At 54.8% G+C, this 22,561-nt stretch carries 26 protein-coding genes; 15 read left to right on the plus strand and 11 right to left on the minus strand.

Features of this window, described 5'->3' with window-relative positions; all coding sequences use genetic code 11:
- Positions 1 to 204: 204 nt before the first annotated feature.
- The 3 genes from IB246_RS01770 to IB246_RS01780 all read left to right on the plus strand — a co-directional run bounded on the left by IB246_RS01770 (position 205) and on the right by IB246_RS01780 (position 3,140).
- Positions 205 to 1,602 (plus strand): MFS transporter, encoded by a 1,398-nt coding sequence (locus IB246_RS01770; RefSeq protein WP_008033386.1) that lies wholly within the window; start codon positions 205 to 207, stop codon positions 1,600 to 1,602.
- Between the two features lie 222 nt (positions 1,603 to 1,824).
- On the plus strand, positions 1,825 to 2,283 hold the full coding sequence (locus IB246_RS01775) for a MarR family winged helix-turn-helix transcriptional regulator (protein ID WP_008033385.1): 459 nt from the start codon (positions 1,825 to 1,827) through the stop codon (positions 2,281 to 2,283).
- A gap of 161 nt (positions 2,284 to 2,444) precedes the next feature.
- Entirely contained in the window at positions 2,445 to 3,140 is a 696-nt protein-coding gene (locus tag IB246_RS01780) for a tRNA (adenine(22)-N(1))-methyltransferase (protein ID WP_318652991.1), read from the plus strand.
- 241 nt (positions 3,141 to 3,381) lie between these two features.
- Here IB246_RS01780 and IB246_RS01785 read toward each other — a convergent pair whose 3' ends face one another.
- Entirely contained in the window at positions 3,382 to 3,972 is a 591-nt protein-coding gene (locus IB246_RS01785; protein ID WP_008038793.1) for a TetR/AcrR family transcriptional regulator, read from the minus strand.
- Between the two features lie 118 nt (positions 3,973 to 4,090).
- On the opposite strand from IB246_RS01785, the gene IB246_RS01790 reads away from it, so the two are divergent.
- The 5 genes from IB246_RS01790 (at position 4,091) to IB246_RS01810 (ending at position 10,311) form a co-directional block, all read left to right on the plus strand.
- Positions 4,091 to 5,527 (plus strand): amidase, encoded by a 1,437-nt coding sequence (locus IB246_RS01790; protein ID WP_192229987.1) that lies wholly within the window; start codon positions 4,091 to 4,093, stop codon positions 5,525 to 5,527.
- A gap of 996 nt (positions 5,528 to 6,523) precedes the next feature.
- Positions 6,524 to 7,516, plus strand: coding sequence for a hypothetical protein (locus tag IB246_RS01795; RefSeq protein ID WP_008044177.1), 993 nt, complete (start codon positions 6,524 to 6,526; stop codon positions 7,514 to 7,516).
- A 2-nt stretch (positions 7,517 to 7,518) separates the two neighbouring features.
- On the plus strand, positions 7,519 to 8,151 hold the full coding sequence (locus IB246_RS01800) for a DUF2997 domain-containing protein (protein WP_008044178.1): 633 nt from the start codon (positions 7,519 to 7,521) through the stop codon (positions 8,149 to 8,151).
- Positions 8,152 to 8,673, plus strand: coding sequence for a 4Fe-4S single cluster domain-containing protein (locus IB246_RS01805; RefSeq protein WP_008044179.1), 522 nt, complete (start codon positions 8,152 to 8,154; stop codon positions 8,671 to 8,673).
- A gap of 27 nt (positions 8,674 to 8,700) precedes the next feature.
- Positions 8,701 to 10,311, plus strand: coding sequence for an AAA family ATPase (locus IB246_RS01810; protein ID WP_008044180.1), 1,611 nt, complete (start codon positions 8,701 to 8,703; stop codon positions 10,309 to 10,311).
- 236 nt (positions 10,312 to 10,547) lie between these two features.
- Here the strand turns inward: IB246_RS01810 and IB246_RS01815 are convergent, their stop codons facing one another.
- The 7 genes from IB246_RS01815 to IB246_RS01845 form a co-directional block, all read right to left on the minus strand.
- Positions 10,548 to 11,153 carry a hypothetical protein gene (locus IB246_RS01815; RefSeq protein ID WP_008044181.1) on the minus strand — a complete coding sequence of 202 codons (606 nt, stop codon included), beginning with the start codon at positions 11,151 to 11,153 and terminating at the stop codon, positions 10,548 to 10,550.
- A gap of 190 nt (positions 11,154 to 11,343) precedes the next feature.
- Positions 11,344 to 11,805 (minus strand): hypothetical protein, encoded by a 462-nt coding sequence (locus IB246_RS01820; RefSeq protein ID WP_008044183.1) that lies wholly within the window; start codon positions 11,803 to 11,805, stop codon positions 11,344 to 11,346.
- Between the two features lie 81 nt (positions 11,806 to 11,886).
- On the minus strand, positions 11,887 to 13,149 hold the full coding sequence (locus IB246_RS01825; protein WP_008044184.1) for a hypothetical protein: 1,263 nt from the start codon (positions 13,147 to 13,149) through the stop codon (positions 11,887 to 11,889).
- 431 nt (positions 13,150 to 13,580) lie between these two features.
- Positions 13,581 to 13,763, minus strand: a complete 183-nt coding sequence (locus tag IB246_RS01830) for a DUF1289 domain-containing protein (protein WP_008033373.1) — start codon at positions 13,761 to 13,763, stop codon at positions 13,581 to 13,583.
- Positions 13,764 to 13,765: 2 nt separating this feature from the next.
- On the minus strand, positions 13,766 to 14,122 hold the full coding sequence (locus IB246_RS01835; RefSeq protein ID WP_008044185.1) for a hypothetical protein: 357 nt from the start codon (positions 14,120 to 14,122) through the stop codon (positions 13,766 to 13,768).
- A gap of 39 nt (positions 14,123 to 14,161) precedes the next feature.
- Entirely contained in the window at positions 14,162 to 15,076 is a 915-nt protein-coding gene (gene dmeF, locus IB246_RS01840) for a CDF family Co(II)/Ni(II) efflux transporter DmeF (protein WP_008044186.1), read from the minus strand.
- Between the two features lie 16 nt (positions 15,077 to 15,092).
- Positions 15,093 to 15,368 (minus strand): metal/formaldehyde-sensitive transcriptional repressor, encoded by a 276-nt coding sequence (locus tag IB246_RS01845; RefSeq protein ID WP_008033367.1) that lies wholly within the window; start codon positions 15,366 to 15,368, stop codon positions 15,093 to 15,095.
- 215 nt (positions 15,369 to 15,583) lie between these two features.
- Between IB246_RS01845 and IB246_RS01850 the strand changes: the two genes are divergently transcribed.
- The 4 genes from IB246_RS01850 to IB246_RS01865 all read left to right on the plus strand — a co-directional run bounded on the left by IB246_RS01850 (position 15,584) and on the right by IB246_RS01865 (position 17,760).
- Positions 15,584 to 15,925 carry a hypothetical protein gene (locus tag IB246_RS01850; protein WP_225608993.1) on the plus strand — a complete coding sequence of 114 codons (342 nt, stop codon included), beginning with the start codon at positions 15,584 to 15,586 and terminating at the stop codon, positions 15,923 to 15,925.
- Between the two features lie 374 nt (positions 15,926 to 16,299).
- Positions 16,300 to 16,578 carry a DUF2790 domain-containing protein gene (locus tag IB246_RS01855; protein ID WP_008044187.1) on the plus strand — a complete coding sequence of 93 codons (279 nt, stop codon included), beginning with the start codon at positions 16,300 to 16,302 and terminating at the stop codon, positions 16,576 to 16,578.
- Positions 16,579 to 16,816: 238 nt separating this feature from the next.
- The gene (locus tag IB246_RS01860) at positions 16,817 to 17,464 is read left to right on the plus strand and encodes a hypothetical protein (protein ID WP_008044188.1); all 648 of its coding nucleotides are present in this window, start codon (positions 16,817 to 16,819) and stop codon (positions 17,462 to 17,464) included.
- Between the two features lie 89 nt (positions 17,465 to 17,553).
- Entirely contained in the window at positions 17,554 to 17,760 is a 207-nt protein-coding gene (locus IB246_RS01865) for a co-regulatory protein PtrA N-terminal domain-containing protein (RefSeq protein WP_008033360.1), read from the plus strand.
- Between the two features lie 361 nt (positions 17,761 to 18,121).
- Here the strand turns inward: IB246_RS01865 and IB246_RS01870 are convergent, their stop codons facing one another.
- The 3 genes from IB246_RS01870 to IB246_RS01880 form a co-directional block, all read right to left on the minus strand.
- Entirely contained in the window at positions 18,122 to 18,742 is a 621-nt protein-coding gene (locus tag IB246_RS01870; protein ID WP_008024109.1) for a LysE family translocator, read from the minus strand.
- A 48-nt stretch (positions 18,743 to 18,790) separates the two neighbouring features.
- Positions 18,791 to 19,285, minus strand: coding sequence for a PaaI family thioesterase (locus IB246_RS01875; protein WP_008044189.1), 495 nt, complete (start codon positions 19,283 to 19,285; stop codon positions 18,791 to 18,793).
- Positions 19,286 to 19,374: 89 nt separating this feature from the next.
- Positions 19,375 to 19,779 carry a RidA family protein gene (locus IB246_RS01880; protein WP_008024112.1) on the minus strand — a complete coding sequence of 135 codons (405 nt, stop codon included), beginning with the start codon at positions 19,777 to 19,779 and terminating at the stop codon, positions 19,375 to 19,377.
- Between the two features lie 132 nt (positions 19,780 to 19,911).
- On the opposite strand from IB246_RS01880, the gene IB246_RS01885 reads away from it, so the two are divergent.
- The 3 genes from IB246_RS01885 to IB246_RS01895 all read left to right on the plus strand — a co-directional run bounded on the left by IB246_RS01885 (position 19,912) and on the right by IB246_RS01895 (position 22,547).
- Entirely contained in the window at positions 19,912 to 20,838 is a 927-nt protein-coding gene (locus tag IB246_RS01885; RefSeq protein ID WP_008024114.1) for a LysR family transcriptional regulator, read from the plus strand.
- 136 nt (positions 20,839 to 20,974) lie between these two features.
- Positions 20,975 to 21,643, plus strand: coding sequence for a hypothetical protein (locus IB246_RS01890; RefSeq protein WP_008044191.1), 669 nt, complete (start codon positions 20,975 to 20,977; stop codon positions 21,641 to 21,643).
- A gap of 121 nt (positions 21,644 to 21,764) precedes the next feature.
- Positions 21,765 to 22,547, plus strand: a complete 783-nt coding sequence (locus tag IB246_RS01895; protein ID WP_008044193.1) for a DeoR/GlpR family DNA-binding transcription regulator — start codon at positions 21,765 to 21,767, stop codon at positions 22,545 to 22,547.
- The last annotated feature ends 14 nt before the right edge of the window (positions 22,548 to 22,561 follow it).

Below are 22,561 nucleotides of genomic sequence, written 5' to 3' on the forward strand. Positions count from 1 at the left end.
TTTCCAGCCTTCCCACATACCGCTTCTTGTGGTCCGGTCCTGATTGCCTGCCCAGGTGCTCAGTCATCCCCGTTATCTGTAGATACCCCCCGATTGCACGTGCTACTCGTCTGACGATAGCCACAGAGCAGTTCGCTGCGCGTAAGAATTGATCTCGCTTGAAACCGAGAGATCATCACCACAATCCAATAATAAAGTGATGCCATGAATCTGAACGAGCCCATCAATGCGCAACGTGTCGGCCAGTCCGTCGGCAAATATCGCTGGACGATCTGTGCACTGTTGTTCTTCGCCACCACCGTCAACTACCTCGACCGCCAGGTGCTCAGCCTGTTGGCGCCGGATCTGTCGACGCAATTTGGCTGGAGCAACAGCGACTACGCCAACATCGCTTCCGTTTTCCAGTTTGTGTACGCGATTTCCATGCTGTTTGCCGGCCGTTTCGTCGACAAGATCGGCACCAAGAAGGCCTACATCATCGCGATCGCTGTCTGGTCGACCGGCGCCATGATGCATGCCTTTTCAGTGCCGATGGGCGAGGGCATCGCGGCGGTGAGCAGTGCGTTCGGCCTTGCCGTGATCCCGGTCTCTATCGCCGGTTTCATGCTGTCCCGCGCCGTGCTGGCGATAGGCGAGGCGGGTAACTTCCCGATTGCGATCAAGGCTACGGCCGAATACTTCCCGAAGAAGGAACGCTCCTTCGCCACCGGTATCTTCAACTCCGGCGCCAACGTGGGCGCGATCCTGGCGCCGATCTGCGTGCCGCTGATTGCCGCCCTGTGGGGTTGGGAAGCGGCGTTCATCGTGATCGGCATGCTGGGCTTTGTCTGGGTGGCCGTGTGGATTGCGCTGTACGAAAAACCTGAAAATCAAAAACGCCTCTCGGCAGAGGAACTGGCCTTCATCCGCAGCGATGCGCAGGTGATTGCCACCCCTGCACCGGGCGTTGCCGAGAAAAAAGTCTCGTGGTTCAAGTTGCTGACCTACCGTCAGACCTGGGCGTTCGCCTTCGGCAAATTCATGACCGACGGTGTGTGGTGGTTCTTCCTGTTCTGGCTGCCAACCTACCTGTCGGCGCAGTACGGCATGAAGGGCGCGGCCATCGTGTTGCCTTTGGCCGTGCTGTACAGCATGACCATGGTCGGCAGTATTGGCGGCGGCTGGTTCCCGAGCTATTTCATGGCACGTGGCGATGCGCCGTATGACGGCCGGATGAAAGCCATGCTGGTCATCGCCTTCTTCCCACTGCTGGTGTTGCTGGCTCAGCCACTGGGTTACATCAGCTTTTGGGTACCGGTGATATTGATCGGCATCGGGGCGTCGGCGCATCAGGCGTGGTCGTGCAACATCTTCACCACCGTGTCTGACATGTTCCCGCAAAAATCCATCGCGTCAGTGGTCGGCATTGGCGGTTTGGCCGGCGGCATGGGCGGTGTTGCGATGACGAAGCTTGGCGGTTGGGTGTTCGACTACTACAAATCGATCAACGATATTCACACCGGCTACATGATCATGTTCGCCATCTGTGCGGTGGCCTACCTGGTGGCGTGGAGCGTGATGAAATTGCTGGTACCGCGCCACAAGGAAATCACCGATCTGTAATCGGCTGGCTTGAGAGGTTGAACCGGTGACGGCGCTGGTAGCCGTCGCCGGTTCCGTTTCGCATGCTGGTCAATTCTTGTGTCACCCGGGTGAGGGGTGACACTCGACGGGGCCTGCTGCACGTGGATAACGAACATCAGAGGAACGAGCACTTCCGACACCATCGCATGCGATGTATAGTCGGGCCTTGCGATCCATTTGTCTTTGGCCCGGAGAATGCTCATGAAACCCACTGAAAAGACATCCGCCCTCGACCTGAAACTTTCCGACTTCCTGTGTTTTGCGGTCTATTCCTCCAACCTCGCCTTCGGCAAGGCTTACAAGCCAATGCTCGAACGGCTCGGACTCACCTACACGCAATACATCACCCTCGTGGCGCTGTGGGAGGAAGACAACCAGACCGTTGGCAGCCTCGGCGAAAAACTGTTCCTGGAATCCAACACCCTCACTCCGATCCTGAAGAAGCTGGAAGCCATGGGTTATGTGCTGCGCCAGCGCGACCCGGAAGACGAACGCCAAGTGCGGATCAGCCTCACAAAAGAGGGGCGAAAATTGCGTGAAGGTCTGTCCGAAGACGGCTTCCCGCAAACCGGTCTGGATGCCGACGACTTCGTGCAATTGCAGCAGGCAATCGTGAAGTTACGGGGCAACCTCATCCGTACGACGAAAGATCGGGAGTAGGGCGATTCAACCGTTCGAGCCTGTCTACCCGAAGGCGAGACGACAGGCAGTTCATCACACAACCCGCGCCGGCGCTTTACCCTGCCACCCTCACCAAGCATCATGTGCGGCCCGCACTCATGCCAACGGTGCCGGACATCCGTGGTGAAAAGGAACTGCAGTTGAACGAACAGACATTGTCCATGCGCCTGGAGCGCGTGGCTGCGCATATGCCAGCCGGTGCGCGCCTGGCCGATATCGGCTCGGATCATGCCTACTTGCCGGTGGCGTTGATGCGCCGTGGCGCCATCGCATCGGCGGTGGCGGGCGAGGTGGCATTGACACCGTTCCACTCGGCCGAACGCACCGTGCGCGAAAACGGTCTGGACCAGCACATCACCGTGCGCCTGGCCGATGGCCTGGCGGCAATCGAACCGGGCGACGGGATCACCGCGATCAGCCTCTGCGGCATGGGCGGCGAGACGATCCGCGACATCCTCGACAGCGGCAAGGCGCACCTGAGCGGCCTGGAACGCTTGATCCTGCAGCCCAACGGTGGCGAGCAGCCACTGCGCCAATGGCTGATGGAAAATGGCTACCGCATCCTCTGCGAGGAAGTGCTGCGCGAAAACCGTTTCGACTACGAAATCATCGTCGCCGAGCGCGCCGGACCGGTGACGTACACCGCCGAAGAACTGTACTTCGGCCCGCTGCAGATGCAGGCACGCACCCCGGCGTTCCTGGTCAAATGGCAGCGCATCCTGCGCCACAAGCAACAGACCCTGACCCAGTTCGCCCGCGCGCGGCAGGCTGTGCCTGAGGAGAAGGTGCAGGATGTTGCCCGGCAGGCGCGGTGGATTAGCGAGTTGCTGGCTTGATACGTTTCCCGGGTTTGTACGGACGTTAGCTGGGCGGGTATTCCTCAACGGTGTAGACACATCAAATGGTTGATAACGACCTATCGCGAGGGGCAGCGAACGACCCATAGCCGCCAGTCAAGGAGGGGCGCAATCGGCCAGAAGCGGACGCTCGCCCTCAGATACTCGGAGCGAGCAACCAATCGACAAGCTTGCCCCTTGGTCAACTGCTGATGCGTTCACCAGTAGGCCTGTTTTTTATTCACGCGGATATTCCAAGACGCTTACGTACCATTCTCAAAAGCTGGCTGGCCACATCGGACATTCCCTTGTTCTGAGCCACGACCTGCGCACCCTCGAGTAGCAGGGTCAGCTCCTGAGCTTTGTCGAGTGGGTCTGCCAGCCGCGCCTCCTCACACAATTCTGCTACTCGCTGAAACTGACGCCGTTTATGCGCCTCGATCAACAGCCGAGCAGGATGCAACTGGTCTGCGAGCTCAGCCAGGCTATTAGTGAACGGGCAACCGCGATAACCCGATTTTTCTAGATCCGCCGCGATGAATTCGGCAAATCCCAATAATTGCATAACGGGCTGACCAGGCAGTTGTTCTGCGAGATCGTCAAGCACCGCGCTGTACTGCTCAGTGAGAAGCCGCAACCACTCCAGTACCAGCAAATCCTTTGTCTCGAAATGCCGATACAGCGTCATTTTTGTTGAACCCGCCAAAGCGGCAATGGCGTCCACTGTCACTCGGGAAATGCCCTGTTCGAAAAATAGAGCGTGAGCGGCATCGATGATGCGCTCACGGGGTGGCAACTGTGCGATGCGTTCAGGACGTATGGGCTTTTCCACGGCTAACACTCTCTGGAAATCGAATTCTGCTTGACATCGATACTACACAGTATCGCATGATACTAACAAGTATCGTACGATACTTATTAGTATAGGTCACTCATCACAGGAGATATGTATGAATCTTTCCGAGTACGCTGAACATGACGCCGTGGGCCTGGCAGCTCTGATTGCCGACCGCCAAATCAGCGAAGTCGAAGTTCGAAGCGCTGCCCTTTGCGCAATAAAGGCGCTTAACCCTCACATCAACGCGGTAATCGAAACCTGGGAAGACGAGCCACAGGCCCAGGCAGGCCCACTGCAAGGTGTGCCGATGCTGGTTAAAGATCTGGGGCTGACTGCGCGTAATCGTCGCAATGAGTTGGGTAGCCGGCTTGCACAGGGCTGCGTTGCCGATTCAGATTCAGAGTTGATGAGTAGATTCCGCCGTAGCGGCCTTCTCACACTTGGCCGCACCACCACTCCAGAACTGGCCGCCAGCACGACTACAGAAAACCGTGTGGACGGTCCGACCCGCAATCCATGGGATCTGACTCGCAGTGCCGGTGGCTCCAGCGGTGGTTCGGCGGCCGCCGTGGCTGCAGGTGTAGTGCCGGTGGCTCATGCGACTGATGGCGGCGGTTCGATACGAGTACCCGCTGCGTCCTGCGGGCTGTTCGGCTTGAAGCCAAGTCGTGGCCGTTTACCCATGGGCCCTGATGTAGATGAAGTGTGGGCTGGGCTCGCTGTGCACGGTGTCCTGAGTCGTTCGGTTCGGGATACCGCCAGCTTGCTGGACGCTGTGCACGGCCCAGCTGTGGGCGATCCTTTCCACATTGCACCACCGAACCAAGCCTACATGTCGCTGCTGAATCGCGAGCCCGGGTCTCTGCGCATTGCCGTGCAAGAACATGCCCTGAACGGTCTGTTGACATCACCCGAGGTGAGCGCCAGTTTAAAAATGGTCTGCGAGACACTTGAAAACCTAGGCCATCATGTCACGCCCGTAATCGCTGATATCGGTCTGAGCTGGGAAGCGTTTGTGGAACTCAATGCACGATTCTGGTCCAGCAACACAGCTGCTTGGGTTGACGCGATTGCGGCTGTAACTGGCCGAGGCATTGATGAGTCCACACTTGAGCCCGCAACACTCGCTTTATACCGGCTCGGCCAGGAATTAAGCGCGACCGAACTGTTGGGCGCGATGTACCAACGCAATATCGTGACCCGGAACATGGGCCAACTGTTCAGCAACTACGACGTGCTTCTAACCCCGACGCTACCCAATGCTCAGCCAGTTATTGGCCAATACAATGCAGGCCAAGAAACACTTGATGGGCGCGGCTGGATGGCGAGAGTGTTCGATCACTCCCCATTCACCGCAGTTTTCAACGTCAGCGGATGCCCAGCCATGTCGATGCCTCTGGCGCACGACTCGACGAATGGCTTGCCTATTGGTATGCAGTTCGGGGCAGGCTATGGCCGCGAAGATCTGTTACTGCAACTGGCTGCGCAGTTGGAGCGTGCTTTGCCTTGGAATGCCCGGCGTCCAGGAATCTGGGCAGGGAACTACTAATCGTCGACCCTAGACATCGCTAAGAACCCGAGAACGCAGGCCGCATACGGGGTATGCGGTCGACATTCGTTGTGCCGTAAAGAGGTGGAACTCCAAATGCCATCCCTGTTAATTGAGCATGACTAAAGGGTCTCACCGATTCGGCGGCTGACCTGAACGACCACTTTTGGCCGATTTCCTGTCTACCACCACCGTCTGCTTTGGGTCGTTTGTGGCCGGCCAACCACTCCGGAGGCCCACCAGCATCGTGGGCCCGTATCGTCGAACTGAAGTGTAACTTCGGGTTGAAGTAAGACCTGGAAACGATAATCGAAACAGGGGTTCTTGCCGAATCATCGTTTCCGCAGGGCGCTTTAGCACTGATAGCCTTTTTCAGGGTTAGCTGATTTGTGTCGCAACAACTATGCCGATAGTGTTCCCCGTTCAGTTTCAATAACTGGAGGCGTTTTTTGAAGTCCGATCTTGGCATTCGCAAACGAGTGCTTGGCGCCTTGCCGGAGCTACCGCTCGAGTGTAATGTGCACAGCAGCTACGATCTGTAGCGGAGCCAACTACCCGTGATGCTCTCTATTGATGATGCCAAAGCGTTAGGTATTGAGCGTAAGGTAATTACCTTGAAATATTGTGTTTAATCGTTCGTGCTTGCTGCATGTGTAACTGCAACAGCCCAGGCCACTAAAAAATCGGAAATCTGTGGATGGCCCGCCGACATTTATAGAGCAACGCAGGAGAGGTGCGCCTGTAATACGGGGAATGGCCGCTGCGAGGTGCTCGCTGCGGCTGAAAAACCAGAAATGAGTGAGTGATCTGAGCGTTTTGGATCGACTCGCCACTTTCAAAATCGGCAGTGGTCGAAGTTAGCCCGAAACGTATGGCTACTTCAGGCCATCCCTAGCGCGTGATAAAGCAAAGATTGTCATGTAGCATAGATCAATGAGTAGTTCTACAGTCAGCCCCTCACTACGCGCTTCTGCACCAACTCTAGAAGGTTTGTGAATGATAAAGACTATCCCGATGTGGAAAATGATGATGGCCACCAAAGGTCAGAAAACGGGACTTGCAATACTGGCATGCTTACCTGTTTTCATCGTTACCGGTGCGTGGATGTTTCTTGAAGGGTTGCAAAATGGGCAAAAGCGCCAGGCTGCAATGGGGCTTATTGGTCTGATTTTTTTTGGTGTGTGCCTCCTGCTATTTGCACCTTCAAAAAAATATATTCCCGGCAAAACATTTCAGGCTTATAGAAATAAAAAGCTCAGTACAAAGACGGCCATAAATTACGGTTACGGAATCATTGTTTTTATTTTCGCAGTTTTTGTGGCTCTTGCACCGGAAGACGCGCTGAAAGCAATAGGCTATGGATTAGTAGGCATCTTTAGCCTTTATGTTCTGTCAAAAAGCTTAAAATTTCACGCAGATATCGATTTTTCGACAAATGAATATTTGGCAACCGCTCTGGGATTTTCTGTGGGGGAGAAAATTCTGGTCAGCTACCAGAATTTTGATGCTGACGAGGTTGAAGTTGGTAGCAATGCTTTTGCCGCAACAGCGACAAAATTCATTGTAGCGTCGTTTGATGGGTATCTTTGGAGAAAGCTGTCGCGGGATCTGAATCAGGTCTCGCGCATTGGGATCGCTGGCGATGAAAATCAAAATTACTTCGTTAAATTGCAATTCAATGATGGAGCCGATGCTTTGTTGCGCATTGGGCTATATGAAAAGCTCACATCAAATCCCATTCTGGTAATAAGAAGGCTGCTGGAAGCGATTGATGCAAGTCTTCTTTGTGGTAGTGGTGCATCACAGACAGCACAAAGACGTCGGGTAGTTGTCAACTCTGGAACTCCAACATCGGTTTCAGAAATTGTTGCGCCTGAGGCTGCGCTTGCATCCACGGCGCCTATGCGCAACATTGAGGTAGCCCCTGACGTAATAATTGCTATCCAGAACGCCGAAGAAGTTGTTCCCGGTCGCAGGCTGGAGCTTTAACAATGTCTCATTGTACAAAGTTTGAATTTTCTTATGTTAATGAAGAAGCCATTGCCAAAGCGTTCGGCAAGATGGGCCTAAGCCCAACGACTGGTCTGGTTTCCGTATTTGTCAGCGACTTCAGTAAAAAGGTATTGAGCAAAATAGGCTATATGGGCAAGCAGCAATTTAGGGCTATTTGTGGCCAAACGGCTGATAAATTCAATCTATTTGTTTGCCAAATTGAGGAGGGCTCCTACAAACTCCTCATCGAACGGGGAACTATTTCGTCCGACGACGAAGCGATAATGGCTGATTTGGCTTTAAGCTTTCAGAAAGCGTACATCAGCGTAGCCATCGATGAAACCATCAAGCGCATAGACGCATCAGGTGTTCCAGCAAGAGTGAAAGAAACTCTTCAAGGGTTCGAGGTTGAATTTGGACCTAGCTACGAATACAGCATTCATGTCACCTTTACGGGCGATGAAATTACGGAGGAAGTGCATGGCGTGAAAGGCGATATTTGCACAAAACTTACTGAAGAGCTTGAATCTCTACTTTCTAGCCCTACTGCGGAACTTGTGACTGAGTGGAAGCCGGAATATACCGTAGTCCATGAAGAGCAAACCCTTCAAATTCTCAGTGCGAATTTCTAAATGGAAATCAATGTACACCATATGGAATTGAGCAGCGTTAACGGCCCCGGGTTGCGCTTGACATTATGGGTGCAGGGTTGTGCGCTGAATTGTAAGGGGTGCTTCAATCAGAAGACCCACGCTCGCGAAGCGAGTACGCTGATGCCTGTTTATGAATTGGCACAGAAGATAAATGCGCTGGACATCGCTGGGGTTACCCTCTCTGGGGGGGAACCGCTCGACCAGGCGCCAGCCTTGGCGCAATTAATACATGCCGTCAATGGCGAGAAAAACTGGATACTTTATACAGGCTATACGCCAAAAGAGATATTCCAGAATGAAGCCATGATTCGTGTTGTTAAAGCCGTAGACTTGACGCTGGCTGGTCGGTATCGGCATAACGCGAATCACCCCTATCAGCACAAGCAGATTATTAAAACCAGCGACAGAGTCGACATTGACTTTTTCCGTACTAGAAGAGTTGTCGAGTTTGTTGTTTCAAAATCTGGTGTTACCAAAACCGGTCTTCCGATGCATGTATAACTCAGTTCAAGCGCAGGGATAATAGGCATGAGCCGTACCAAGCAGATAACAGATTACCTCAAAGCGCGTTATGCGATTTTGGTCATTGAAACTTTCGAGGAAGAGCGTGCACTCATTGAAGTTTCTGAAATCGCCAAGGCGCTTGGCCATCGTTTGTTCGTTTGGAACTCGACGCTAGGAGTCCAGATAAATGGCGTCGTGGCTGGGGATAAAACCTTTGATTTGAAAATGGCCTTGGACTTTTGCGAAGAAAAGGCGAAGGAGGAGGGCAGCAAAAATATTTTTGTTTTTTGTGATGCTCATAACTACCTTTCCTCAAGCTCAAATCCTGTCTATCGTCGTCGACTTCGAGATTTAGCCATAAATATCCGCTCACGTGGATATCGAAGCAATTGCATTATCGTGGCGCCCAGCTTTGAAATTGCCAATGATCTTCAAAAGGAAATCACGTTGATTGATTTTCCTTTGCCATCAAGAGATGAAGTTAAGACTCAGATAAATAACTTTGTTAATTCCTGGCAAGGCAACAGCAGCGTTAAGATTGATCTTTCTAGCGAAACCAAAGATAAACTCATTGATGCCGCTTTGGGCCTCACGGGATTAGAAATTGACAATAGCTTGTCTCGTTCATTGGTATCCAGTCTGAGTGTAAATGAAAATACCGTAAAAGATCTGCTTTCCGAAAAAAGACAAATTATACGGAAAACAGGTATCTTGGAATACATCGACTCAAAGGTAAATCTTGAGGATGTTGGAGGGCTGGCAACTCTTAAGAAGTGGCTCCATTTGCGTAGCCAGTGTTTTGGGCAGATTGCTCAGGAGTTCGGTGTCGGAACCCCGAAGGGTTTGCTCTTAACTGGAGTTCCTGGTTGCGGTAAGTCTCTAACGGCGAAATGCGTATCGTCGTCTTGGAACATGCCCTTATTGCGTTTGGACATGGGGAAAATCTTCCAAGGGGTGGTTGGCTCTTCAGAATCCAATATTCGTTCCGCACTACGTACTGCCGAAGCTATTTCGCCCTGCATCCTATGGATCGATGAAATTGAAAAAGGACTTTCCGGCTCTTCCGGAGGAGCATCTGATGGTGGCACGGCTACACGCGTATTCGGCACACTGTTGACTTGGATGCAAGAAAAAACGGCGCCTGTTTTTGTGTTTGCTACCGCTAACAACATCAACAGCTTACCTCCGGAGTTGTTGAGAAAGGGGCGATTCGACGAAATATTTTTCGTTGACTTCCCATCGACATTAGAAAGAAAGAAGATTCTTGAAATACATCTGAAGAAATTGAAACGTGACCCAGAAAAATTTGATTTGGATCGATTGGCTGCTCTAGGAGGCGAGTCGAATTTTGGTAAAGACATTGTGCTTTCTGGTGCTGAAATCGAAGCTTGGGTTGGGGACTCGCTGATTGAAGCGTTCTCACGGCGGATGAATGGCTCCGGTGATGTAAGCGACCTGACTATGGTTGATTTTGAAACTACTATTTCGCGTTTAGTACCAATGAGCAAAATGCGTAAAGACGAGTTTACAAAACTTCGTGAGTGGGCGAATCAAAATGCAATTAGCGCTTCGGCTATGGTTGCCGGTCAGAGTGATACGGAAACTCAAATCGGCGGCAGGCAAATTGATTTTTAATCTGCGGTGATTTTTCAGTGGGTAAGGCTTTGTTGCACAAATCGCGGCTGATGGTCTGGCCGTTTGTTGCCTGTTGTGAAAGGCAGATATCGACCCAATGCAGTCCTTCTGTTTCATTGCGTCTGTAACTGTCGGCTCTCGACAGGCCCGGCGCATCGGGCCTGCATTGGATTCTTGCGCTGCAATTGCTGCTGGGACTGTTTCACTCGAAAGGTCAGGTCAGGTCAGGTCGGTACTTAGGATCCGGCTGAGCGATTCTTTCCCTGCGTACACGGATTAAAAATCTGGTAAATACTCTCGCTGGATCCTACATAGGTTTTGGTACCTGGAACTGCCACAGCCGAGTAATTCTTGCGATCGGTGACCTGAATAAAATTTCCTTGCCCAGCCGTGAAGCTCTCAGTGTTTGGCGGCACTAGCACGCTCAGGAACTGGGCTTTCTTGTCGAGGGCCAAGGCACCTCCCACGGTAATTGGCGCCAGCATGGCGGCCCAACGTTCACTGAACAGGTAGAAGGTATCGGCTGCGGCTCTGCCACTTTGCAGGTGGGCACACTGCACATCGCTGGCGTTGATGACTTCAGCTTGCTGGTAGATGCCGCCCTTATAGAAGGCCAGCACTAGCTTGCTCTTGGTCAGTACACCCAGGCCTTGCTTGGGTCTGCACACTTGCAAATCACCATAGGCAGATAAACACCAGTTGGTTTCGGTGATAGTGACGATTTCGTCTGCTCTGAGCTTCAGATCGCGTTCAATATTGGCGCGGGCTTCCGGGGTTTCGTAAGGGATGGCGCATGCGCTCAATAGAGCTGCGAGGGTAAGGGCGAGTAGCGGGGTTCTCATCAAGCGTCCTTTGCTGCTGGAAGGTACATGTAAATGACGAATATTTTTTGCAAATCTCTTCTTTCAACACTCTACGAGTCAAGCAATCGCGAGAGCAGGAGGAAATAGCCGCCCTCGAAAAACACTAGACAACGAAACACCCGCTGAACGATTTTCTGGGCAGCGACGCTGGTGCTACGGACGTGGGCCGTCAGTGCAAGCGGGTGCTCACTACCTCGCCAGTGACTGCATCCTCCAGCCACACTTCAAGCCGATTGAGGCCCACATACCTTGAGCGCGCCATTATTTTCTGGCCAGGTTTGCCCTCGAACTTCAGGTCCGCAAACAGGAAGTAGCGGGGCAACTGGTATTCCAATTGGATGGTGTAGGTGCCAGGCTTCAACACCGCGCGCTGCGGGGAGTCGTTCTTGTAGTAGTACGTAGAGAACGGAATGTTGCCGACTTTGTTGTCGTTGATCCTTATGATGTTCAGGTCCGGCTGGAGATCGGCGAAGTGACGCTGGGCCCTGTCCGCATAAGTATCTGTCTCGACCACGGTATAACGCGACTCGTCATCCGCCGTGGCGGGATCGACGTTGGAGTACGCGGGCATTTCCGCACAACCGTGCAGGCACAGCAGTGCGATAACAAATGGAAGGACGAACTTTCTCATCAATAGATCCTATTGTTGCGCAAAAAAACAATGCTATTTGTCCTGTCCGGGTCTGGCAGACAGTTCAGTCTCGATGACTGCTCAACGCACAACATTCACTGCTGTGAACGTATAAACGCTCTTCGTATTTTTCGACGTCGACTCCAGTGTCAGGGAAACCCCCAAATCCTCGATAAAGGCGGCGGAAGTTTTACTGGTGCCCTGGTCGCACTCCAGCGCGATGGCGTCACCTGTCAGCGAGGTGAATACTTGCCGGGCAGGAAAGCGCTGACCCACGGTGCAAGTCGTCGACCACTTCATGGGTTTGTCGCTTGGCTGAGCAGGCACTTCTTGCATGACCAGACGAGCGCTCAACGTCTCGCCGGGGCTCCAGCTCGTCGGGGCCTTGACCTCAAGTTCGCGGGTGAGCAACACACGTCCATCGCCTATGCCGTTCATTTTCGACTTCAACTGAATCAGGCCCGCCTGGGTGAGACGCTCGACGTGGAAGGCTTCGTTGTAGATCTCATTCTTCTTCAGCAAAGCGCCGTCTGCGGTGTACTCAACCGTCACCGGACGATCCTTGATCGCATCGCCGGTTCGGGTGGCATAGGTGTAGCTCAACGTTTTGAATTTCGGTTTGAGCAGCGGCGAGTCGAGGCTCTTGAGCACGTCCTCCGGTACGGCGACGCCGGCAATGCTCGTATCCGGTAGTGGCTGAGGATAATCAGCCGGCGTGATGTCCGGGCGCAGTTGGGCGAGCATCGCACCGTCAACGGCGCCTTGCAGGGAACAATTGACCCGCGACTGAGTGCCCTGTTTGCCTTCCGCCTCGACGATCAAGATGCGTTCCACACGCTTGCTACCCGGCGCCGTGCCTGGCTGCGGCTGGATGAGTCGCCATTGGTCACCGACCTTGAGTTCACTGCGCACATAAGACGAGCCAATATTCTGCAGTTGCCCCGGTTGTTCCATCAGCGGCGCGAGGCGCCTAGCCACTTCGTCTACGCCGCCTTCAACAATGAAGCCCCAGAAATAGTAGTGACCCAGTTGGCCGAGGTCGCTGCTCTCGTCGACATAGGACAGCAGTTTCATACCGGCAACAATCGGCGTACCGCGCAGAGGCACCGAATTTTCCGGGTTGCTGCTGCGGTTTTTGACGGCTATCCACGCCGCATCTTTTCGCTGTTCAATAGGCGCAATCGCGCCCCAGGCATCGCGGTGTGTGTTCAAGCGGGCGAAGAAGGTGGCGTCGCAGTGGGTGAGTGCCTTGAGCGTTTCGGTCAACGCTGCATCGTTGGCTTGGGCGACGGTGGGCAGGAGCAGAGCGCAAGCGAGGAGCAAAATGGGGGACGGCAGCTTCACTGAATGGATGTCCTTATCTATGGGCTATGCGGGTGGAGGCATATGGCCATTATCCAGACATTGAGAGGTTAGCTCCAGTCGTTCTTGTCCAAATCGCCATCGACCAGCGGCGTTTTTTACCTGCTCACACTCCAGTCAGCGTTAAAAGCCTCCGGTTGATGCACTGACCGAAAGCAGTGATTGAGTCGTCGCGCTTTTCATTCAGCGGTGACGCCTGTAAAAAACGACCTAACCGGAGGTCGCTATGACCAACGTTAGTCCAGAGTACGAAAATCCATAGGCTCTCAATTCGGTTTCGATAGCCAGTTTGTGAAAGGTAGCGGGCCGATTGTATTCGGCGCCATGAAGCCATGGGTTATTAGGGGACAGACCACATTTTCTAAATGTGGTCTGTCCCATAAATCCCAATCGCGGTCTTCCAGTTCAAGCGACTATCCCTGCGCTTTCTTCAACCCTTTCAAGCGCACATTCGCCCGTTGCACAGCGGCCATTTTTTCAGGCCGCTTCATGCGTTTCCACTTTCTGATGTCTTCCTTGCTCCGTCCACAACTCACACACAGATCGCCACTCAGTTGGCAAACCGAGATGCAGGGGTTTTCGATTTCTTTAGCCATCGTCAATAACCCTTGGCCAGGCGCTTCTGCCAATTGCCACCGTGAGTGCGCTGGCATTCTTCCTCGGAGTCAAAGCGGACATTGAGGTCTGATGGGCTCAGATCGATGTTGGCCTCATTCAAGGCGATGGCCGTCAGCTCAAAGATGCGCGTCTTCGCGTTAACCTGGGCGAGCTTTTTGTCAGCGAGGGTTTCGAACACCCAGATCACCTTCAGGGTTTCAGCCAATGCGTTCAGGTCAGTGATGTGGGTGAGCCAGGTAAAACCCTTGATTTCACCTTTTGCTGTTTCGCACGCATCAGTGAGCGTGGCAATCAATCGGCGTTCGATCCGCGCCAGTTCACGTTTCCCTGGGGGCATTACGGTTTCCTTTGGAGGCAGTGGAGGGGAGGGGCTGAATCAGGCCGGTCGAAACTCGACCGTCAGATGGCTGACTTCATGAACCGGCTTCAGACGTTCACGAATGCTGTCGGCGTTCGCAGTGGCTTCACCAAGGACGCTGACGATGGCCGCATGAGCTTGTGGTCCAACTCGCCAGACGTGCAAGTCAGTGATGGTGGCATCCCCAGGTTTCTCAACCAGTTCACGGATTTCCTCGGCAACGTGTGCGTCTGTCTGATCCAGCAGTACACCTGCGGTGACCCCCATCAAGATCCATGCCCAGCGCGCGATAACGATAGCGCCGACAATGCCCATGACCGGGTCCAGCCACACCCAACCGAGATACCGGCCGGCGAGCAGTGCAGCAATGGCCAGAACCGAAGTCAGCGCGTCCGCGATGACGTGGACGTAGGCCGATTTCAGGTTGTTGTCGTTCCCATGATGGGCATGGTCGTGATCGTGATCGTGCCCATGACTGTGCCCGTGACCCAGCAGCAGAGCGCTGACTATGTTGACGATCAAGCCGGCAATCGCGATGAGCGTCGCGGTGCCGAACTGAACTTCCGTTGGCTGCAAGAGACGTATGACGGACTCGACGCCAATTCCCAGGGAAACCATACCGAGAATCAGCGCCGAGGCGAACCCGCCCAAGTCTCCAACCTTTCCGGTACCGAAACTGTAGCGCTGGCTGAAAGCGTGGCGTTTTGCGTAACCATAAGCGGCCGCCGCGATACCCAATGCGCCGGCATGGGTTGCCATGTGAAAGCCATCGGCCAGCAACGCCATCGAGCCCGTCATATACCCGGCGGTGATCTCGCCGACCATCATCACAACGGTCAGTATCACAACCCAAAGCGTACGCTTGGCGTTTTCGTCGTGCGCTGAGCCAAGGAACATGTGGTCGTGTGTGTAGTTGATGTTGGAGCTGCTCATGTGTGTGTACCTGCGTTCACTTGGAGTAACGGCGAATGGCCTCAAGAAGTTCTTCGACGCCCTTGTTACGCTCCTCTTCGCTGAGAGCAGGGTTCGCGACATGCTCCCGCGCGTGGTCCTCGATGATTTCCTCCATCAAGCCGTTGATGGCTCCGCGGGTGGCGGCAACAAGGTGCAGTGTTTTGGCACAATCGAGATCCGATTCCAATGCCCGTTCAACGGCTTGGATTTGCCCGGCGATACGTTTTACGCGTTTGAGAAGATCGCCTTTGTTTGCTGCAATATGGCCCATGGGATACCCCCCCTACCTATGTATTGCGCATGATAGGCATACCCCCTATACCTATGCAATGTCAGGGGCGGAGAGGGCATCTATAACCCCTGGCAGGAATTTGCGAGGGGGGAATCGAGAGGACCTGGAATGATCGCTTCTGGCTGATTGTTGCCGTTCACCATCGACACTGATGCTCACCAGCTGCCCCCTTGGACTCGAGCAATGGATATCGCTTGGATGAATGGCAGTTCCTTACCCTGCGGGACGTCTGGAAATCAGCTGTACTTAAATTCCGACATCGAGTTCCTGGAGATCAGATTATGAGAAAGCACAGGACGTTTGGTTGGGTAGCGATGATTTTTCTTCTGGTGGCGAACGGGGCAGCTTGGGCGGCCACCGAACGAGCCGAGACGCGTCGTTCCGCGCGCGATGTCAGGCAGGAGACGCGCCAGGGTGCGCGTGAGACGAAACAGGATTGTCGAGCAGCCGATGCCCAGAGCAATCCCGGTTGCCGACAAGACAAGCGACAAACGAAGCAGGAAGGACGTCAAAAAGCCCGGGATATCAAGTACTGAACCTGGACGCTCGAACGGCGGAAACTGGCCGATTTCGGCCAGTCATGGACGGCAGAAATCGGCCAATACCCGATATTTCTCACCCTGGCTCGCAGACGTTTTCGGTCCATGTGCCGTCACAGCCAGCACGTGAAATCTTGCTCGAAAATCCGTCATAACATGTTATGACCTCACTCAAAAATGCCGTTTGGCCCAACAAATACGGCGTTTAATGGACGAATGGTCGTAAGGCGTCAAGCGCGGGGAATTGCTAGGGGCCTGAAGCCACTACAGGCGACTCAGATCGGCGCGTTCGTCGCGGTGAAGTGAACTTCACTTTGATCACGTGTCACATTAAGTCCTCGTTAAGAGAACTTCAGTGGAGGTACAGCCTTATGAACATGGCCACAATTGTCAGTGCCGTGATTTCCAGTCTCGCGCCAACTGTCTTCGACCAGAACGGCCTGCAAGAACCCGGCGCGCATGTCTCAGCCGTCGATTACCACTACGGTATGGAAATCGATGTGAAGCGGGTATTGCAGCGCACTGATACATCCAACAAGACAGGCGTGGTACCGGTGACCCTGGTCTATGAAGACAGCCTGGGTGAGGTTCACAAGATCCGTTTTCTCGAATGGGGCGCAAGCCCGGCAAATCCCGCCAGCATTGCCTGATCCGCTCGCCGATAGGGTTCTGGATATCGCCGACCCCAGAAGCGGAAGTTAAACCTCATATGCACTAAGTACGAATGATTAAAAGTTCATTCGCGAAAATCACTATTATCCTGGCAGCGTAACACTGCGAGATTATTTAATAATAATTGTTGGATCCTAATTACAATCAGCAACGGCAAACTCCAATCAAGCTGTGCCGAGAGCTATGTTGATTCACTATTGAAGTCAAGAGGTAACCATGGAACTTAGTATGATTTCTTCGTCCACCGTGGAATATTTTCGTTTGGGCGTTGTATATTTCCATCTTATCGCCTGCTGTGTTGCAATCGGTCTTGTCTTGACCAGTGACGTTGCAATGGTCAAGCAACTCCTGAAGGGGGACGTGTCGGGTCACCATGATGACGCACATATGGAAAGCCTTCAAAAAACCGTCGTACTTGCACTTGTAGCTCTCTGGATTACGGGCATTGGCATTATCGGGATCGATTATACCGGCAAGGGGATGGAGTATTTCCTGAATCCAAAGTTGCAAGCAAAAATCGGGATCGTTGTACTGCTGACATTTAACGGTTTCCTGTTGCATAGCGCTGTATTGCCGGCGCTGAAAAAAGCCGGTTCGTTACTCAAACTTTCCTTCAGCCTTCGCATGCTGGCGCTGTTCTCGGGTGCGCTCTCTGGTGTGTCGTGGTTCTATGCCGCCATGTTGGGTGTTGGTCGTCCGCTGGCCTGGAAATACTCGCTGATCGAGTTGCTGGCAGCCTATCCGGTTCTCATCGTCGGTGGATTCGCAATGATGGTAATGCTCACCGCCTGGGCAAAAAGCAGAGATACCGACGGGCGTATGGAGCAAGGCACCTGGACGCAACAAAACGCCGCCCTGGCTTAATGCTAAAGCCAGGTTGAATAAGCAAGTAATGCTTTAGCAAATAACTACCACTGTTATCTATTAATAAACTCTTACTTGAGGATACCCAAATGAAATCCATGAAAGTTCTTTTCGTCGCCGCCGCTCTGACCGCTTCCACTCTGGCTATGGCCACAGGTGGCGGTGATCGGACCTTCACACGCATGGAGTCGGCCCGGAAAGTCTCGATGGAAGCCTTCCAGGTTGCACAGAAACAGAAGGCTGAAGCCGCTGTTGCCGAAAGCAAAGCCAAGGCGACCGATCGCACCAACGGCTGATCTGTGTAGCGCGTCCCCAGGCTGATAGAAGTAGGCGGGTTGCGCTCAACGGCAACAACCTGTTCGACAAGCGCTACTACGCCACCATCGGAACCGAGACCTTCGGCAACTACTACGGTGATCCATGCAACTTTATGGTGTCGGTCAAAGCGAGTTTTTAACGCAGGCCGCACTGAAAACGACGCATAACCCGTGAGCGAAATGCCCGCTTCGCAAGAGGCGGGCATTTTTTTGGGTTCTTCACACAGTCCCGGGAAACACAAAACTGTAGGAGCCGGCTTGCCGGCGATGCGGTCTTGAACTTTACGTTGCCCGTTCGGACGTCATCGCCGGCAAGCCGGCTCCTACAGGGGAGCGCTGCTCACCGCTTGCTGAACGCCAACCGCGCTGCAAACAGAACAAAGATCATGCCCGTCGTGCGGTCCATCCATTTGATGACTTTCTCACGCCGCAGCACCAGGGCGAGTGGTTGTGTAGCGCGAATCAACGTCAACGACCAGATCAAACCGAGCACCACGTGAATGCTGACCAGGCCAAAAGTCCAGGCAATCAGCGAATGGCCCTGGGGAATGAACTGTGGGAGAAAAGAGACGTAAAAGATGCCGATTTTCGGGTTGAGCACATTCCCCATCATGCCTTTCAGGAACCAGTTGGCCGTTGGTTTTGCGTCGGTTTCGAGGGGCGACAGCGAGCGGCGCGGGCGCAACAGCATGTTCAGGCCCAGCCACGCCAGGTAAGCGGCGCCGCAGTATTTCAGGACGTTGAAGGCCAGTTCCGAGACCGCAATCAACGCGCCCAGACCAAAAGCGACCGCAGCGCCCCACAGAAAGCAGCCGGCATTGATGCCCAATGCCGCGCGGAAGGCCTGTTGTCGGCCTTCCACCGTTGCGGTTCGCAGGATCAATGCGGTATCGAGGCCAGGCGTTAGTGTCAGCAACGTGGCCGCGAAGGTAAACGCGAGAAGATTGTCGGCGATGGACATGGGCGTGCGCTTCCAAAAGAGGATGCGCGCACGTTATCACGCGGCGACCTATCGGTTGTGCGCGACGTCGGCCAATTGAGCGGTGTCCACGCGAACAAAAGTGGAGTCGCCCACCGCCGTGAGCACGTCCCCGGCGTAGATCTCGCAGATGACCCGAGTCTTGCGCCCGACATCACCTTCGACTTTCGCCCGCAGGGTCAGCGGGACACCCATCGGCGTCGGCTTGATGAACTTGATGCCGAGGTTGCCCGTGACGCAATTGATGCGCGGAAGGCTGGCGGCGTCGCGGTTTTCCGCCCGGTAGTGATAGGCCATGGCGGTCCAGTTGGAATGGCAATCCACCAACATCGCGATCAAACCGCCGTAGACCAGATCCGGCCAGCCGCAATACCTGGCGTCGGGCACGTGCTCGGCGATGACATGCTCGCCGTCTTCATGCCAGTAGCTCTTGACGTGCAGCCCATGCGGGTTGCGGCTGCCACAGCCATAACAAACGCCTTCCGGCGCCGCGGTGTCTTGCAGGGAAATGTCGGGTGTGGACATGCCTGGGTCATCCTCAAAAATGTGGGCTGAACATTTTCCGATTCTAACGCCGAACGGAAAACGCGTTCATCCCCTGTGCAGGCGTCAGTTCATTCCTCGGCGGTGTCTGGAAGCCTGGCAATCACCTTGATCTCGAATTGAAAGCCATACAGCCACGTTACGCCGACTCCGGTCAACGTCGGGTGCGGTGCGTTACCCCAGAACTCCGGCACGATCTTCCAGATGGTTTCGAAGGTCGATTCGGGGTCGACGATGAACACGGTGACATCAATCACATCGTCGAAGGTGCAACCGGCCGCCACGAGGATCGCGTTCAAATTGGTGAATGCGAGCCGCACCTGTTTCTCCAGATCCGGTTCGGGCGATCCATCCTCAGCGCTGCCGACTTGCCCCGAGACGAACAAAAAGCCGTTGGAGCGAATAGCCGGCGAGTAGCGATTGCGCTCATATAGCGCCTGGCGTTTGGCTGGGAAAACAACATCGCGCTGCGTCATGAAAGGCCTCCATCAAGGGCTCTGTGTGAACGATGAAGGGACTGTAAGGACTTGCATCGGGGCGATAAACGAGCAACCTTGGCCAGCACTGTTTGTGATATCCAAACAATCCTATCGATACCTGGGGCTGCAATGGACCGTTTTGATGCAATGCAGGCATTCGCGCGCGTGGTGGAGGCGGGCAGTTTCACCAAGGCGGCCGAAACCCTGCACATGAGCAAGACCACCGTGACCCAACTGGTGCAGCAACTGGAGGCCCGGTTGCGCGTCAAGTTGCTCAACCGCACCACGCGCAAGGTCAACGTCACGGCTGATGGCGCCGTCTATTACGAGCGGGTGTTGCGGCTGCTGGCCGACATGGACGATGCCGAAACCAGCCTGTCCGGTGCGTCGACGTTGCCCAGAGGCCGGCTGCGCGTGGATGTGCCGAGCCCGCTGGCGAGGATGATTCTGGTGCCGGCATTGCCTGCGTTTTATGCGCGATACCCGGACATCCAGATCGACATGGGCGTCAGCGATCGCATCGTCGACATCATCGATGAAAACGTCGATTGCGTGGTGCGCGGCGGCGAGCTGATGGACCAGTCGCTGATGGCCCGGCGTGTCGCTGACCTGCCGCTTGGGGTGTTTGCAGCACCGAGCTATCTGGCTCGCGTCGGCGTGCCTTTGCATCCGCAAGAGCTGGAGGATTCGGATCATCGAGTCGTCGGCTTTTTGTGGGCGCGCACCGGCAAACCGGTGCCCTACGCGATGTACAACGAACGTGAGCGTGTGCAGGTCAAAGGACGTTATGTGCTGGCCGTCGATGATGGCAACGCATTTCTTGCGGCGGGCCTCGCCGGGCTCGGTGTGCTTTGGCTGCCCAAATACATGTCCCGGGACTACGAGGCTCGCGGTGAATTGGTACCGCTGTTCGAGGACTGGAGTCTAGAGACGATGCCCTTGTATGTGGCCTTCCCGCCGAACCGGCACATCAGCCTGAAGCTGCGCGTGTTTATTGATTGGGTGGTCGAGTTGATGGCGCAGCATGCGCCGGTTGCTGATCGGCCGGGGGCATGAGGCTAGGGGGTAACGATCCCTTTTGCCGCAACCATTCGTTTGATCAATAACCATCATCAAGAATCGCAAGTTCTGTTTTTTCGCCAAGGGAGGAGGATAGCCACATACCGAATTCGCCACCGAAGGAACCTGCGCGATGAGAATCTCTACCCTGCTGGCCCTTGTCGCTGTCCTGACCGGCAGCATTGCCGCCACCGTGCCGGCATACGCCGCCGAACAGTCCTGCCACTTCCCGCCGGTCGCCGACAGCGCCGCGAGCTTGCAGCACGCGCAATCAGTGGGCGTGCTCTACAGCGAAAACACCGTCAGCACCCTCGAATACCTTGAGCAATACCACTCGGTTGCACTGAACGGCGCAAAGAACCCGGAACTGGATTCACGCATCAGCAGCGCCTTCGTCGACAGCTCCGATCCGAAACGGGCGATCAACTGGCTGATGGGGTCGTTGCAGAAAGAGTTTGCCTCGGTGACGGTCTACGACAACCTCGATGCGCTGGTGCAGGCGCACCCGGACGTGGTGGTGATGCTCGACACTTACAGCCGTCTGGTGTCCAAGCGCAACAACCAGGTTGAAGCGCGGTTCATGGCCAAATTCTACGACTCGAACCTGCAATACATCGGCAAGGCCGAGGGCTCGCGCACACAACAAATGCCTTCGGTCTGGGTGCATGGCAAAGCCGCACCGGAGATCGCCGCGCAGATCGATCAGCAAACCGCATTGCAAGTGAATGCACTGAAACAGTTCGACACCTCGCTGAAGGCGCTGGTGACCTCAGGCCATGTGGCCCAGGTCGCGATCAACTGACGCTTCACCGCAATCCTGTAGGAGCCGGCTTGCCGGCGATGGGGCCCCTGAGCCCTACATCGATTGTGTTTGCACAAAGGTTTGGCTAATCTCGCACAAACCCGCAAACTCAGGCATAAACATGCACGACCATCACTCGGCCGCCGAACTCCCTCATCTGCGCCGGCAGAAAATCCTGCTGATCCTCGAACGTGACGGCAAGGTCATGGCCTCCGAGTTGAGTCAGCATTTCGCCGTCTCGGAAGACACCATCCGCCGCGACCTGTCGGAGTTGGCCACGGCCGGTCTGGTGCAACGCGTGCACGGCGGCGCGCTGCCTCGGCCCAAGGACACGGGCAAGGATTACTTCACGCGGGTCAGCGAAACCGATGAGGTGAAAACCCACCTCGCGCAGCTCGCCGCCAGTCGCGTGGAGAATGGCCAGATCGTGATGTTCGATTCCGGCACCACCACGCTGCAGATCGCGCGTTCGTTGCCTTCGGACATTTCCATCACCGCCATCACGACCTCGCCGATGACCGCCATCACCCTGGCCGAATACAAAGGCATCAAGGTGATTCTGGCAGGCGGGCAACTCAACCTCGCGACGATGTCGGTCAGCGGACACGAGACCCTGCGCTTGTTGCAGGGTATCAAGGCGGATGTGCTGTTCACCGGGGTTTGCGCGATTCATCCGCAAGTTGGCATCAGCTCGTTGCACTTCGATGAGGTGCCGGTGAAACAGGCGCTGCTCGACAGTGCTTCGCAGGTGATCGCCGTCACCACGGCGGACAAACTGGGCGCGGTCGAGCCGTTTGTGGTCGCGCCGTGCAACCGCATTCATACGCTGATCACCGAGCGCCATGTGGCGTCGGGCGATGTCGGGGATTATCGGAAACTGGGGATCGAGGTGGTTCAGGCGTAGGCCTGAACCTGTCC

Origin of the sequence: Pseudomonas sp. PDM01, assembly GCF_014852325.1 — a bacterium.
In the GTDB taxonomy this organism is placed as follows: Bacteria; Pseudomonadota; Gammaproteobacteria; order Pseudomonadales; family Pseudomonadaceae; genus Aquipseudomonas; species Aquipseudomonas migulae.

Excerpts from the sequence above, each read along its gene's own strand:
- IB246_RS01770 (WP_008033386.1), top strand. The coding sequence starts at position 205 with ATGAATCTGAACGAGCCCATCAATGCGCAACGTGTCGGCCAGTCCGTC.
- IB246_RS01775 (WP_008033385.1), top strand. The coding sequence starts at position 1,825 with ATGAAACCCACTGAAAAGACATCCGCCCTCGACCTGAAACTTTCCGAC.
- IB246_RS01790 (WP_192229987.1), top strand. The coding sequence starts at position 4,091 with ATGAATCTTTCCGAGTACGCTGAACATGACGCCGTGGGCCTGGCAGCT.
- IB246_RS01795 (WP_008044177.1), top strand. The coding sequence starts at position 6,524 with ATGATAAAGACTATCCCGATGTGGAAAATGATGATGGCCACCAAAGGT.
- IB246_RS01800 (WP_008044178.1), top strand. The coding sequence starts at position 7,519 with ATGTCTCATTGTACAAAGTTTGAATTTTCTTATGTTAATGAAGAAGCC.
- IB246_RS01805 (WP_008044179.1), top strand. The coding sequence starts at position 8,152 with ATGGAAATCAATGTACACCATATGGAATTGAGCAGCGTTAACGGCCCC.
- IB246_RS01810 (WP_008044180.1), top strand. The coding sequence starts at position 8,701 with ATGAGCCGTACCAAGCAGATAACAGATTACCTCAAAGCGCGTTATGCG.
- IB246_RS01815 (WP_008044181.1), bottom strand. The coding sequence starts at position 11,153 with ATGAGAACCCCGCTACTCGCCCTTACCCTCGCAGCTCTATTGAGCGCA.
- IB246_RS01820 (WP_008044183.1), bottom strand. The coding sequence starts at position 11,805 with ATGAGAAAGTTCGTCCTTCCATTTGTTATCGCACTGCTGTGCCTGCAC.
- IB246_RS01830 (WP_008033373.1), bottom strand. The coding sequence starts at position 13,763 with ATGGCTAAAGAAATCGAAAACCCCTGCATCTCGGTTTGCCAACTGAGT.
- IB246_RS01835 (WP_008044185.1), bottom strand. The coding sequence starts at position 14,122 with ATGCCCCCAGGGAAACGTGAACTGGCGCGGATCGAACGCCGATTGATT.
- dmeF (WP_008044186.1), bottom strand. The coding sequence starts at position 15,076 with ATGAGCAGCTCCAACATCAACTACACACACGACCACATGTTCCTTGGC.
- IB246_RS01845 (WP_008033367.1), bottom strand. The coding sequence starts at position 15,368 with ATGGGCCATATTGCAGCAAACAAAGGCGATCTTCTCAAACGCGTAAAA.
- IB246_RS01855 (WP_008044187.1), top strand. The coding sequence starts at position 16,300 with ATGAACATGGCCACAATTGTCAGTGCCGTGATTTCCAGTCTCGCGCCA.
- IB246_RS01860 (WP_008044188.1), top strand. The coding sequence starts at position 16,817 with ATGGAACTTAGTATGATTTCTTCGTCCACCGTGGAATATTTTCGTTTG.
- IB246_RS01865 (WP_008033360.1), top strand. The coding sequence starts at position 17,554 with ATGAAATCCATGAAAGTTCTTTTCGTCGCCGCCGCTCTGACCGCTTCC.
- IB246_RS01870 (WP_008024109.1), bottom strand. The coding sequence starts at position 18,742 with ATGTCCATCGCCGACAATCTTCTCGCGTTTACCTTCGCGGCCACGTTG.
- IB246_RS01875 (WP_008044189.1), bottom strand. The coding sequence starts at position 19,285 with ATGTCCACACCCGACATTTCCCTGCAAGACACCGCGGCGCCGGAAGGC.
- IB246_RS01880 (WP_008024112.1), bottom strand. The coding sequence starts at position 19,779 with ATGACGCAGCGCGATGTTGTTTTCCCAGCCAAACGCCAGGCGCTATAT.
- IB246_RS01885 (WP_008024114.1), top strand. The coding sequence starts at position 19,912 with ATGGACCGTTTTGATGCAATGCAGGCATTCGCGCGCGTGGTGGAGGCG.
- IB246_RS01890 (WP_008044191.1), top strand. The coding sequence starts at position 20,975 with ATGAGAATCTCTACCCTGCTGGCCCTTGTCGCTGTCCTGACCGGCAGC.
- IB246_RS01895 (WP_008044193.1), top strand. The coding sequence starts at position 21,765 with ATGCACGACCATCACTCGGCCGCCGAACTCCCTCATCTGCGCCGGCAG.